This is a genomic window from Ruegeria sp. AB5 (assembly GCF_056542645.1).
Window position 1 is genome coordinate 124,507 of record NZ_JBQGAE010000002.1, and the last position, 13,363, is coordinate 137,869.

Here is a 13,363-nt window from a genome sequence, read left to right on the forward strand (position 1 = left end):
GGGCCGCACTGTTGCCAGATGCGCAGGGTCGCAAGAGGTCGAGTGGGGCGCTTTGTAAATCGACGGTTTTGCGTTATCCTGAACCTGAGCAGTAATCAGGAAAAATCGGAATGCGTAAATGCATAGGTGGCGTCATGACCGCCGCATTGTGGGCATCCATGGTGCAGGCGGATGCAACAGAAACCTCTCTGAGGCCCGAAAACCGGCCGTTGGAGGGATCAATACAATTGGCGTCTGCGGATGTGACGGTTTCAATCCGTCCGGTCCCGCGACCTTCGGCTGAGGTGGTTCGGGTGTCGTCGGCCGGAAATGCGCGGTTTCAGGCCTGGCTTGGGGCCTTTCAAGGCCGGGCAGTTGAGCAGGGTATATCGCAACGAACTCTGAACACGTCCCTGACGGGGCTGACCTATGACAAGGACGTCATCCGGCGCGACCGAAATCAGGCCGAGTTCTCGAAACCGATCTGGGAGTATCTGGACGCGGCCGTGTCGGACACACGCGTTGCGAATGGCAGCGCGGCCCTCGACCAGCATCGTCGCGTGCTACGGCAGATCGAGGCGCGATATGGTGTCGAGAAAGAGGTTGTGACCGCCATCTGGGGTCTTGAGACGTCGTTCGGTTCCTACCGGGGTAGCAACCAGACCATCCGATCGCTTGCCACTCTGGCCTTTGATGCACGGCGTGCCTCGTTCTTTGAAACTCAACTGGTTGCCGCGTTGCGGATCGTTCAGGCCGGAGATGTCAGCGCGGGTCGCATGGTGGGCAGTTGGGCCGGGGCGATGGGTCATACGCAATTTATGCCAACCTCGTATCTGGACCATGCGGTCGATTTCGATGGTGACGGACGGCGCGATATCTGGTCCGAAGATCCGACGGACGCGCTTGCCTCGGCAGCGGCCTATCTGGCACGGCATGGCTGGACCAAAGGGCAGCCCTGGGGTGTCGAAGTGCGTTTGCCGGATGGATTCGATTTTGCATCAGCCAAACGGGACTACACTTTGATGCCCTCAGAGTGGGCCGTGCGAGGTGTGGTTGGGCGTGACGGCAAGCCCGTCAAGGACTATGGGCAGGCCGCAATTCTGCTACCCGCCGGTGGGCAAGGCGTGGCGCTGATGATCTTTGACAATTTCAGCGTCATTGAGAAATACAACGGGGCCGATGCCTATGTGATCGGGATCGGTCATCTGTCTGATCGTCTGAGCGGGCGCGCTCGTTTCCAGGCGGACTGGCCACGTGATGACCGCGCGCTGAGCTTTACTGAAAAGAAAGAATTGCAAACGCGACTGACCCGGGCCGGGTTTGATACCCAGTCCATTGACGGACGCATTGGGCCCAACACGATCGACGCTGTACGGGCCTACCAGATGGCGCAGGGACTGATACCCGATGGCTATGCATCCATGCGGTTGCTTGAGCGGTTGCGGTAGAAACGGGGGCTCTGCCCCCGCCGCCATCCGGCGTCTCCCCCGGGATATTTTTGGCCAGATGAAGCTGTGCGGATCAGGAGGCCGCCTTCATCAGCCCTTGTGCGATAATCTCTGCCTGGGCTTCATCCAATGACTTGTAGATCCGAACGAACATCTCGTCGATATCCGAAGGGGTCAGGATCAAAGGCGGAGAGATGATCATCCGGTCGCCCACATGGCGCATGATCAGGTTGTTGGCAAAGCAGCGGTCGCGACAGATGTAGCCGACTGTGCCGGGGGCCGACGCGAACTTGGCGCGGCTGGCCTTGTCAGGCGTCAGCGCGATCGAGGCCATCATGCCGACGATCTTGGCCTCACCGACCAGAGGGTGATCGGTCAACGCCTCCCATTTCTTTTTGAGATATGGCGCGGCCACGTCCCGGACATGATCGACGATTTTCTCTTCTTCGAGAATGCGAAGGTTTTCAAGGGCCACGGCGGCCGCAACCGGGTGGCCGGAATAGGTATAGCCGTGGTTGAACTCGGTACCGCCGATCACTTCGGCGATCTCGTCGTTGACGATGGATCCGCCAATGGGGGCGTAGCCTGAGCTGAGGCCCTTGGCGATGGTCATGATATGCGGTTTGATTCCAACGGTTTGCGAGCCGAACCAATTCCCGGTGCGACCAAAACCACAGATCACTTCATCTGCGATCAGCAGGATGTCGTACTTGTCGCAGATGCGCTGAACTTCGGGCCAGTAACTGTCCGGCGCGACGATCACGCCGCCTGCGCCCTGGACGGGTTCGGCTATGAAGGCTGCAACGCGGTCCTCGCCAAGTTCAAGGATGGCGTCTTCCAGTTCGCGGGCGCGGGACAGGCCGAATTCCTCGGGTGATATGTCACCGCCCTCGGCCCACCAGTTTGGTTGGTTGATGTGGTGAATGTTCGGGATCGGGATGCCGCCCTGTGCGTGCATACCGGCCATGCCACCCAGCGACGCGGATCCCACCGATGAGCCATGATAGGCATTGTGGCGGCTGATGATGATGTTCTTGTCGGGTTGGCCTTTTTCGGCCCAATAGGTGCGCACCAGACGGATGTTGGTGTCGTTGGCCTCGGATCCGCCTGCGGCAAAGAAGACATGGTTCAGATCACCGGGTGCCAGTTCGGCAATCTTGGCGGCCAGAGCGATGGCCGGAACATGCGTCGTCTTGAAAAAGGTGTTGTAATAGGGCAGTTCGCGCATCTGCCGCGCGGCCACGTCGGCCAGCTCGTCGCGGCCATAGCCGATGTTCACGCACCACAGGCCTGCCATGGCGTCCAGAATCTCTTCGCCTTCGCTGTCGGTCAGGTAGACACCCTTGGCGCGGGTGATGACTCGTGCGCCCTCCTGACCCAACGCGCCGTTGGCCGAAAACGGATGGATGTGATGCGCTGCGTCCAGAGCTTGCAACTCGGCCGTGGGCATGTGGTTGGTGATGGTGGACATACGGAAGCCTCCTACAGCAATTGCCGATCACAATATGATCAAATTTTTTGCTGTCAATCGAATCACATGGTCCTAGGCGGTGGTCAGCGCGCCGACCATCAGCTCCATCCCTTGTTCGATGTCTTGTGCAGTCGCCAACGCAGTGGCTTCGGCGTCGCCTTTGCGCAAGGCTGCAATAATATCCTTGTGCCTGTCTGGCAGGCTTTGCGTGCCGAACCGCCCGCTGACCACCCTCAGCGACGGACCGAATCGCAGCCACAAACGTTCGGCCAGATCGTGCAGAATCGGAGCGTCTGCGTGCGCATACAGGGCTTCGTGAAAAGCATAGTTCAAATGCAGATAGCCGCTGACATCGCCATCGGCGATCATGCGGTCGAGGCGCTGGTCAATCTGTTCCAAAGCGTCAATATCCTTGGCGCTGATCTTGTCTGCCGCAAGCCTTGAAAGCTCTGATTCTATTGATTTTCTTGCAAAGGTCATCTGTGCGATATCGGCATCGGAAACCAGTGGAACACTGACCCTGCGATTGCCCTGAAAGACCAACGCCCCATCCGAGATCAACCGTCGGATCGCCTCGCGCACAGGTGTCATTCCCACTCCAAGCGAATCAGTAAGGCCCTGGATGGTCACGGGCTGGCCCGGAACCAGATCGCCAAACAGAATCTGGGATTTAAGAGTCCTGTACACTTGTTCATGCACTGGGCTTTTCTTGTCGTCCATCTGCGGTGCGGATGCCTTATTTTTGATCAAATCCAATTGGTTCTTTCCAGTTTGAAGGCCGTTGGCTTGCCGGGTGAAGCCGGTCGTGAAACCATAAACGGTAGAACTGAAAAACGCAAAACTTGATCAAATCCAAAAAACCGGGAAAATACCCGGACACTTGCAGGGAGAAAGAAATGTCAATCAAAACGCTGACACTGACAGCGGTCATCGCATTGGGGACTTCGGCGGCCTTTGCCGAAGAGGTGCGTGTTTATAACTGGTCCGATTACATTGATGAGGACCTTTTGGAAAAGTTCGAGGAAGAAACAGGTCTGACGCTGATCTACGACGTGTTTGACAGCAACGAGGTTCTGGAAACCAAGATGCTGGCTGGTGGATCGGGTTATGACGTGGTTGTTCCGTCGGGCACGTTCCTTCAGCGACAGATTCAGGCTGGTGCGTTTCAGGAACTGGACAGCGCAAAGCTTGCAAACACAGGCAATCTTTGGGATGTGATTCAGGAACGCACGGCAGGCTATGATCCGAACAATGCGTTCTCGATCAACTACATGTGGGGTACCACCGGGATCGGCGTGAACGTCGGCAAGGTGCAGGAGATTCTGGGCGAAGATGTCGCGCTGAACAGCATGGATCTTGTTCTGAAACCGGAAAACATGGAAAAGTTGGCCGCATGTGGCGTGCATTTTCTGGATGCCCCTGCCGAGATCATTCCAATGGTCCTGCAATATCTGGGCGAGGACCCGGACAGCCACGACACCGATGTAATCGGCAAGACCGAAGAGGTTCTGGCCAGCGTTCGCCCGCATATCCAGAAGTTCCATAGCTCGGAATACATCAATGCGCTTGCCAATGGGGATATCTGCGTGGCCGTGGGTTGGTCGGGAGACATCCTTCAGGCACGCGATCGCGCGGCTGAGGCCGACAACGGGGTTGAGATTGAGTATCATCCCTTCGCAGAAGGCTCGCTGATGTGGTTTGACCAAATGGCAATTCCTGTGGATGCGCCGAACCCCGAAGGTGCGCACAAGTTCCTGGATTTCATCCTGGATGCCAACAACATGGCCGCCGCGTCGAACTATGTCTACTACGCCAATGGCAACAAGGCCTCGCAGGAGTTTCTTGCTGAAGACGTCATTGGCGATCCGGCGATCTACCCGGATGATGCCACGATGCAGAACCTGTACATCACGACGCCTTACCCGTCGAAAACACAGCGGGTCGTGACCCGTCTCTGGACCAAGATCAAGTCAGGCACCTGATCCATATTTGCGGGGCGGGCTGACCGCCCCGCGTGCAATTTGTCCGTACAGACAAACGGGGGCCGATTTGAACGCTGATGTCTTTACGCCGTGGGAAGACCCGCAGGCGAAACCCTTGATCCAGTTCCAGAATGTCACCAAGAGGTTCGGCAGCTTCACAGCCATCGATAACCTGTCGCTGGACATTTTTGAGCGGGAGTTTTTCGCCCTGCTCGGGCCATCCGGCTGCGGCAAGACCACGATGATGCGCATGCTGGCGGGGTTCGAAACGCCCACCCAAGGGCATATCATGCTGGGCGGTCAGGACATTGACTCGGTTCCACCGAACAAGCGCCCGGTGAACATGATGTTCCAGTCCTATGCGCTGTTCCCTCACCTAAGCATCTGGGACAATATCGCCTTTGGTCTGCGCCGGGACAAAATGCCCAAACATGACCTTGAAGACCGGGTCGAAGAGATGTTGCGCCTGACCCGTCTGGAACAATTCGCGCGGCGCAAACCGCATCAGATCTCGGGCGGTCAGAGACAACGGGTGGCGCTGGCGCGGTCCTTGGCCAAAGCGCCAAAACTGCTGTTGCTTGATGAACCGTTGGGAGCGCTGGACAAAAAGCTCCGGCAGGACACCCAGTTTGAATTGATGGATATTCAGGAAAAAACGGGCACAACATTTGTGATCGTTACCCACGACCAAGAAGAAGCCATGACCGTCGCCAGCCGCGTGGCCGTTATGGATCAGGGGCAGTTGATGCAGGTCGCAACACCCGACCGGATCTATGAGAGCCCGAATTCGGTCTATGTCGCGGATTTCATAGGGGACGTGAACATTATCGCAGGCCGGACGACATCGACCGGCGAGGACACGTATCAGATCGCTTGGGCCGAAGGTCAGGCGCCTCTGACTGGGACCTCGGCGCGGGAGTTTTCGAACGGTCAATCCTGCCATCTGGCAATTCGGCCCGAGAAAGTGACGATCTCGGCAGACCGTCCGGCCGAGGCCATCAATGCGGTACAGGGCAAGGTGCTGGACATCGCCTATCTGGGTAACCTGTCGACCTATTATGTCGAATTGCCCGACGGCACGGTCATCAAGGCGCAGTCCGCAAACACACGCCGCATCTCGCGTCGGTCGTTTACTTGGGAAGACCCGGTCTGGCTGTCCTGGACAGCAACGGCCGCGGTTCTGCTGGCGAACTGATGCGCCGCGCCCTTCTGATTGCCGTTCCTTACGTCTGGCTGCTGGCGCTGTTCATGGTGCCGTTTTTCATTGTGCTGAAAATCTCTCTGTCCGACACCGAATTGGCAATTCCGCCCTATACACCGACGTTGGACCTGTCGCAGGGGTGGTCCGGTATCAAAGAGTTTTTCAGCCAGCTGGATTTCGAAAACTTCGTCTGGCTGACCGAAGATGACCTGTATTGGAAAGCGTATCTTTCCAGCGTCAAAATCGCCCTGATCTCGACCTTCTTCACGTTGCTGGTGGGCTACCCGATCGCCTATGGCATGGCGCGCGCGCCCGAGGAATGGCGACCGACGCTGATGATGCTGGTCATCCTGCCCTTCTGGACGTCCTTTCTGATCCGCGTCTATGCCTGGATGGGCATCCTGTCGAACGAAGGCTATCTGAACCAGCTTCTGCTGTGGACGGGTATCATCTCGACCCCGCTGACCATCCTGAACACCAATACGGCGGTCTATATCGGGATTGTCTACACCTATCTGCCCTTCATGATCCTGCCGATCTATTCGTCTCTGGAGCGTATGGACGGATCACTGATCGAGGCCGCAGAAGACCTTGGCTGTTCCCGTATTCAGGCCTTTTGGCTGGTGACCATCCCGCTGTCGCGTCCCGGTATCATCGCGGGTTGCTTCTTGGTCATGATCCCCGTGATCGGCGAGTTCGTGATCCCCTCATTGCTGGGCGGGTCCGGCACTCTGATGATCGGTAAAGTGCTGTGGGAGGAATTCTTCTCGAACCGCGACTGGCCTGTGGCCAGTGCTGTGGCCGTGGTTTTGTTGTTGATCCTCGTGATCCCGATTGTGCTGTTCCAGCGGAATCAGCAAAAGCAGACGGAGGCTGAGCAATGAACAGGCTGAGCTGGTTCAATGCGGTCTCGCTGACGCTGGGGTTTGCATTTCTGTATATCCCGATGCTGATCCTGATCATCTACAGCTTCAATGAAAGCAAGCTGGTGACGGTCTGGGCGGGTTTCTCGACCAAATGGTATGGCGAGCTTTTCCAGAATCAGCAGCTTCTGGATGCCGCATGGGTGACCCTGCGCGTTGCGGTGTTCTCGTCGACAATCGCAACCATTCTTGGCACCGCCGCAGCCTACGTCTTGGTTCGGGGTGGGCGTTTCTTTGGCCGCACGCTGTTCTCTGGCATGATCTATGCCCCGCTGGTGATGCCCGAGGTGATCACTGGCCTGTCCTTGTTGCTGCTGTTCATCGGCATCGGGTTGGACAGGGGCATCCTGACAATCGTTTTGGCGCACACGACCTTTTCGATGTGCTTTGTGTCGGTCGTCGTGTCCTCGCGCCTTGTGACCTTTGATCAGTCACTGGAAGAGGCCGCGCTGGATCTGGGCTGTTCGCCCGCGCAGGCGTTCCGTCTGGTGACGCTGCCGATCATTGCGCCTGCCGTGATTTCAGGCTGGTTGCTGGCGTTTACCTTGTCCTTGGATGATCTGGTGATTGCCTCCTTTACCTCGGGACCCTCTGCGACGACCTTGCCGATGAGGATATTCTCGGCAGTCCGACTGGGCGTAAGCCCTGAAATCAACGCGCTGTCGACGATGATGATCGCGGTTGTGACAATCGGTGTCATCACGGCCTCTTTGGTGACCAAACGCGCCATGATGCGGCAGAAACAGGACGAGATGGCTGCTGTTCGCGTCGAATGAAACGGATTTTTCCAGACTACACCTATGGTGCAGGGCCAAGGCAGGGGTGCTGGTGGGATGAAACCATACCCAGCCCGGACTGGCCCGAACAGCAAGGTGATCTGCGGGTTGACGTCGCCATTGTTGGTGGAGGTTTTACCGGAGCGTCTGCGGCTTTGCATCTGGCCGAAAACTCCACGTCGGTCGCCGTGTGCGAGGCTGAAACACCGGGGTGGGGTGCCTCGGGGCGCAATGGCGGGTTCTGCTGTTTGGGTGGCTCAAAGCTGAGCCACAAGTTGATGGCGCGTCGCTTTGGTCAGGCTGCCGCGCAGGCCTATGCCAAAGCAGAAGGCAATGCGGTAGATTTGGTTTCGGACCTTCTGGATCGCCACAAAATCGACGTGGACCGGCATTCAAACGGTGAAACCCAGCTGGCCCATTCTCGGCGCGCCATGGAAAAGCTGCGGCGCACCGCCGAAGAAGACGGTACCTTGCATGAAGCGGCAGAGTTGCCCGCGTTGGGCCTGAATGGGCCGTTTTTTGGGGGGTATACCTCTCGGGTCGGGTTTGGCCTGAACCCCCGCAAGTATCTGTTTGGCCTGTCCGATGCTGCGCAGGCGCGGGGTGCCGTGTTCTTTCAGTGCAGCCCCGTTCTTGGGGTGCAAAAGACCGGGACCGGGTTTGTTCTGCGAACCCCCAAGGGTCAGATCCGGGCCGAAAAGGTTTTGATCTGCACCAATGGGTATTCCAGCGAAGATATTCCGGCGTGGATGTCCAGCCGCTACATGCCGGCCCAATCCACAGTGCTTGTCACCCGACCATTGTCGAGGGCTGAACAGGAGGATCAAGGCTGGACCTCGGACCAGATGTCCTACGATACGCGCCATCTGCTGCACTATTTTCGCCTGATGCCGGATGGGCGATTCCTGTTTGGCATGCGCGGCGGGTTGTGGTCGTCGCCTCGGCGCGAAACGGCGATCCGGCAACAGGTTCAGAGCGATTTCAGACGCATGTTCCCGGCGTGGTCTCGGGTGGACATCTCTCATAGCTGGTCTGGCATGGTCTGCCTGTCGCGGGACTTGGTGCCCTATGTTGGGCCGATCCCGGAACAAACCGGGCTGTTGGCGGGATTTGCCTTCCATGGCAATGGCGTTGCAATGGGCACATATAGTGGGCGGGCTTTGGCACGGTTGGCGTTGGGGCACGACAGCGGGTTGCCCGAGGTCATGACCAAGATTCCAGGGCGTTTCCCACTGGGGGGCTGGCGGCGCGTCCTGATGCCACCTGCATATGCTGCCATGGCATTGGCCGATCTTTGATCGTTCGGGTTTTATGTGTCCCGAGTGAAAACAACTCAGCGGCGCTTGAGGCTTGGGTGAAAATACTGGAACGTGTGCCGGAATGGATGGGGCCCGATCTGTACGGTGCGCCAGAGGATCCGGATCGGAGGACGTAACATGAAAATTGGCGGTATCCACTACCACTCGATCTGGCGAGACGACCCAAGTGGCGAAGTCAGAATAATTGATCAACGCTGGCTGCCGCATGAGTTCCGGATTGCCAGACTCTCGTCGCTCGAAGAGTTTGCGGTTGCGATCCGTGAAATGTGGGTGCGCGGCGCGCCATTGATAGGAGCAACAGCAGCCTATGGCATGGCCGAGGCAATGTCGCGTGATCCCTCGAATCCCAACCTGGAACATTCTGCGTCCGTGTTGAACGCAACCCGCCCGACAGCTGTGAACCTGAACTGGGCTTTGCAGCGGTGCCGGGACGTCTTGATACCCTTGTCTGCGGATCAGCGCGCAGACGCGGCATGGGCCCTGGCAGACGAGATTTGCGAAGAGGATGTCGAGATCAACCGCCGCATCGGCGAACAAGGGCTTGCGTTGATCCAAGAGATTGCCGCCCGCAAACCGGCGGGCGAGCCGGTGCGTTTGTTGACCCATTGCAACGCCGGATGGCTGGCGACCGTGGATTGGGGCACCGCTACAAGCCCGATGTATCAGGCGCATAATGCGGGTCTGCCCATCCATGTCTGGGTGGATGAGACCCGGCCCAGAAATCAGGGCGCGCTGACCGCGTGGGAACTGGGCGAGCATGGCATCAGCCATCAATACATCGTGGACAATGCGGGCGGGCACCTGATGCAGCACGGTCTGGTTGATCTGGTGATCACCGGTACGGATCGCACGACAGCCACGGGTGATGTCTGCAATAAGATCGGCACTTATCTGAAGGCGTTGGCCGCGCATGACAACAATGTGCCGTTCTACGTGGCACTACCCTCACCAACCATCGACTGGACCTTGCGCGACGGGGTTGCCGAGATTCCGATCGAGGATCGTGCGGATCGAGAAATCTCGCATGTTTTCGGCATGACGGATGCGGGCCTTGGTGATGTTTGCGTCATTCCTGATGGCTCGGACGTGGGCAACCCTGCGTTTGACGTCACGCCAAACCGGCTTGTCACAGGCCTGATCACCGAGCGGGGTATCTGCCCCGCCAGTGCTGAGGGTTTGGCGGCCATGTTCCCGGAAAAAGGGCAATAGCTACAACACACCGGCAAAACGGCCCTGAAAACATCTGCGCGCGGTCGTTCAACGACCGCGCGCAGCAAGGGACAAGAGCCTAAGTGGGCGCGGGCTTAGTAATGCGCCGACGCTGTTGCCGCGTTCTTTTCTCGCGGCGGGGCGAACTTGGTCAGGTCGATACCTTCAACGGATGTCTTGTACTCCTCGACCGTCGGAGTTCGGCCCAGGATGGCCGACAGCACGACGACCGGAGTCGAAGCCAACAGAGACTCGCCCTTTTTATCAGCCGAGTCCTCGACAACCCGGCCTTTGAACAGACGGGTCGAGGTCGCCAGAACGGTGTCACCCTTGGCCGCCTTTTCCTGATTGCCCATGCACAGGTTGCAACCGGGGCGCTCGAGATACAGGATATTCTCGTACTCGGTGCGCGCAGCGGTCTTGGGGGCAAAATCATCGAACTCAAAGCCCGAGTATTTCTGAAGCACGTCCCAGTCCCCTTCGGCCTTCAACTCATCGACGATGTTGTAGGTCGGTGCGGCAACAACCAGCGGAGCCTTGAACTCGACGCTGCCGGTGGTCTTTTCCAGATTGCGCAGCATCTGGGCCACGATCTTCATGTCGCCTTTGTGAACCATGCAGGACCCGACAAAGCCAAGATCCACTTTCTTTTCAGCCCCGTAGTATGAAATCGGGCGAATGGTGTCGTGGGTATAGCGTTTCGACACATCCGCGTTGTTCACATCCGGGTCCGCGATCATTGGCTCGTTGATCTCATCCAGGTCTACAACCACCTCGGCAAAGTATTCTGCAGTGTCATCAGGCGACAGGGCAGGTTTTTCACCGGATTTGATCTGGGCAATCCGCTTGTCCGCGATGTCGATCAGGCCTTTCAAGGTCTGGTTTTCATTGTCCATACCCTTGTCGATCATGATCTGAATGCGGCTTTTGGCGATTTCCAGCGATTCAACCAATGTGTCGTCCTGCGAGATACAGATCGAGGCCTTGGCTTTCATCTCGGCGGTCCAGTCGGTGAAGGTGAAGGCCTGGTCGGCCAGCAGGGTTCCGATATGCACCTCGATCACACGGCCCTGGAACACGTTGTCCCCGAACTGCTTGAGCATCTGCGCTTGCGTGGCGTGCACGACGTCGCGGAAATCCATGTGATCGGCCATGGTGCCTTTGAAGGTCACTTTGACAGATTCCGGGATCGGCATGGTCGCCTCACCCGTCGCCAGCGCCAACGCAACGGTGCCCGAGTCGGCCCCGAAGGCCACACCCTTGGACATACGTGTGTGCGAGTCACCGCCGATGATGATCGCCCAATCATCGACCGTGATGTCATTCAGGACCTTGTGGATCACGTCGGTCATCGCGTGATAGTCCCCCTTGGGGTCACGGGCCGTTATCAGGCCGAAACTGTGCATGAACTGCATCAGCTTCGGGATATTCGCTTGCGCCTTAAGATCCCAGACCGACGCGGTATGACAGCCGGACTGATACGCCCCGTCGACGGTCGGTGAGATGACGGTTGCTGCCATCGCCTCAAGCTCCTGCGCGGTCATCAGACCGGTGGTGTCCTGCGAACCGACGATGTTGACCTTTACGCGCGCGTCCGAACCGGCGTGCAAAGTCTTGCCTGGCGTTGCGCCCACGGCGTTCTTGTTGAAGATTTTCTCGACCGCGGTCAGGCCTTGACCCTCGTGGCTGATTTCCTTGGATGCCGCAAAGACCAAAGGCGCTTCTACCCCCAGCGTTTCCGCCGCGAATGTCTGAAGCTTTTTGCCAAAGACGATAGCGTAAGAGCCGCCCGCCTTCATGAATTCCACTTTTTGCGGCGTGAAAGACGACGACACGTCCACCAGTTCTTCACCATCTTCGCTCAGGAGTTTTTGATCCTTGGTGTTGATCTTGAGAACCGTGCCTGTTGCAACCGAGTACTTCTCTTCAAGGACCGGGTTTCCGTCATTGTTCAGAATCGCGTTCCCGTCTTCGTCGACTTTCTTGACCCAGTTTTTCAGGTCGATGCCGATACCGCCGGTCACGCCAACGGTGGTCAGGAAAATCGGTGAAATGCCATTTGTGCCCGCAACAACCGGGGCGATGTTCACGAAAGGCACATAGGGGCTGGCCTGTTGACCCGTCCACAGCGCGACGTTGTTTACACCAGACATCCGGGACGAACCCACACCCATGGTGCCTTTTTCCGCAATCAGCATCACGCGCTTGTCGGGGTGCTGGATTTTCAGGTCCTGGATTTCCTGCTGCGCCCTTTCCGAGATAAGGCATTTGCCGTGCAGTTCCCGATCCGAGCGCGAATGCGCCTGATTGCCGGGTGACAGCAGGTCGGTCGAGATGTCTCCTTCGGCGGCGACATAGGTGACGATCTGAATCTCTTCATCGATGTCGGGAAGCTTGGTAAAGAACTCGGCCTTTGCATAGCTTTCCAGAATATCCCGGGCAACCGGGCTGCCAGCCTCAAGCGCAGCTTTCAGGCGGTCGGTATCGGCATCGTAGAGGAAGACCTGAGTCTTCAGAACCTCAGCCGCCTGCGCCGCAATGTCAGCATCCTGCCCGAGGGCCAGATCCAGCAGAACCTCGACCGAGGGGCCGCCTTTCATATGTGACAGCAGTTCAAAGGCAAACGCCTGAGAGATTTCCTGAACAACCGCCTCACCCAGAATGATCTCTTTGAGGAACTTCGCCTTGGCGCCGGCTGCGCTGGTGGTACCAGGCAGGGTGTTGTAGATAAAGTAGTTCAACGAGTCCGCACGGTGCGGATTGCTTGTGTCCTTTATCTGGGCAACGATTTCTTCGGTCAGCGACGCGTCTTCGATGGGTTTGGGGTTCAGCCGCTGCTCTTTACGCGTTTCGATTTCAGCAAGGTAATCAGTATACAGGCTCATGGCTATCCCGACGTATTAGCGTTAGAAGGTGCTTGAGCGCACGGGGTCAAAAGGGATTCTGGCACCCCGGTGCGCATTTTGTATGCCGCGGTATACTAAGTTTCTGGAAATTGCAAGACACCAGACCGAGACAGGTTGCCCCAGTCAGCGTATCCCGCGGCCTACGCTGA

Annotated in this window: 10 protein-coding genes; 7 read left to right on the top strand and 3 right to left on the bottom strand. The window is 57.7% G+C overall.

The window, feature by feature from the left end:
- Positions 1-110 precede the first annotated feature (110 nt).
- Positions 111-1,427 (top strand): lytic murein transglycosylase, encoded by a 1,317-nt coding sequence (locus ACR0L4_RS05880; RefSeq protein ID WP_480511324.1) that lies wholly within the window; start codon positions 111-113, stop codon positions 1,425-1,427.
- A 73-nt stretch (positions 1,428-1,500) separates the two neighbouring features.
- On the opposite strand, the gene ACR0L4_RS05885 is transcribed toward ACR0L4_RS05880, so the two are convergent.
- Positions 1,501-2,898, bottom strand: a complete 1,398-nt coding sequence (locus ACR0L4_RS05885; RefSeq protein WP_480511326.1) for an aspartate aminotransferase family protein — start codon at positions 2,896-2,898, stop codon at positions 1,501-1,503.
- 72 nt (positions 2,899-2,970) lie between these two features.
- The gene (locus ACR0L4_RS05890; RefSeq protein WP_480511328.1) at positions 2,971-3,654 is read right to left on the bottom strand and encodes a GntR family transcriptional regulator; all 684 of its coding nucleotides are present in this window, start codon (positions 3,652-3,654) and stop codon (positions 2,971-2,973) included.
- A 140-nt stretch (positions 3,655-3,794) separates the two neighbouring features.
- On the opposite strand from ACR0L4_RS05890, the gene ACR0L4_RS05895 reads away from it, so the two are divergent.
- The 6 genes from ACR0L4_RS05895 to mtnA all read left to right on the top strand — a co-directional run bounded on the left by ACR0L4_RS05895 (position 3,795) and on the right by mtnA (position 10,308).
- Entirely contained in the window at positions 3,795-4,880 is a 1,086-nt protein-coding gene (locus ACR0L4_RS05895; protein WP_170750146.1) for a polyamine ABC transporter substrate-binding protein, read from the top strand.
- Between the two features lie 67 nt (positions 4,881-4,947).
- Positions 4,948-6,075 (top strand): ABC transporter ATP-binding protein, encoded by a 1,128-nt coding sequence (locus ACR0L4_RS05900; protein ID WP_480511330.1) that lies wholly within the window; start codon positions 4,948-4,950, stop codon positions 6,073-6,075.
- Positions 6,075-6,965, top strand: a complete 891-nt coding sequence (locus ACR0L4_RS05905) for an ABC transporter permease subunit (protein WP_480511332.1) — start codon at positions 6,075-6,077, stop codon at positions 6,963-6,965. Before ACR0L4_RS05900 ends, ACR0L4_RS05905 begins: the two co-directional genes overlap by 1 nt.
- Complete coding sequence (locus ACR0L4_RS05910; RefSeq protein WP_170750143.1) at positions 6,962-7,780, top strand: ABC transporter permease; 819 nt, start codon at positions 6,962-6,964, stop codon at positions 7,778-7,780. Before ACR0L4_RS05905 ends, ACR0L4_RS05910 begins: the two co-directional genes overlap by 4 nt.
- On the top strand, positions 7,777-9,078 hold the full coding sequence (locus tag ACR0L4_RS05915; protein ID WP_480511334.1) for an NAD(P)/FAD-dependent oxidoreductase: 1,302 nt from the start codon (positions 7,777-7,779) through the stop codon (positions 9,076-9,078). Before ACR0L4_RS05910 ends, ACR0L4_RS05915 begins: the two co-directional genes overlap by 4 nt.
- A gap of 138 nt (positions 9,079-9,216) precedes the next feature.
- Positions 9,217-10,308, top strand: a complete 1,092-nt coding sequence (gene mtnA, locus ACR0L4_RS05920; protein WP_480511336.1) for an S-methyl-5-thioribose-1-phosphate isomerase — start codon at positions 9,217-9,219, stop codon at positions 10,306-10,308.
- Positions 10,309-10,403: 95 nt separating this feature from the next.
- Here mtnA and ACR0L4_RS05925 read toward each other — a convergent pair whose 3' ends face one another.
- Positions 10,404-13,193 carry a bifunctional aconitate hydratase 2/2-methylisocitrate dehydratase gene (locus tag ACR0L4_RS05925; protein ID WP_480511338.1) on the bottom strand — a complete coding sequence of 930 codons (2,790 nt, stop codon included), beginning with the start codon at positions 13,191-13,193 and terminating at the stop codon, positions 10,404-10,406.
- Between the last annotated feature and the right edge of the window lie 170 nt (positions 13,194-13,363).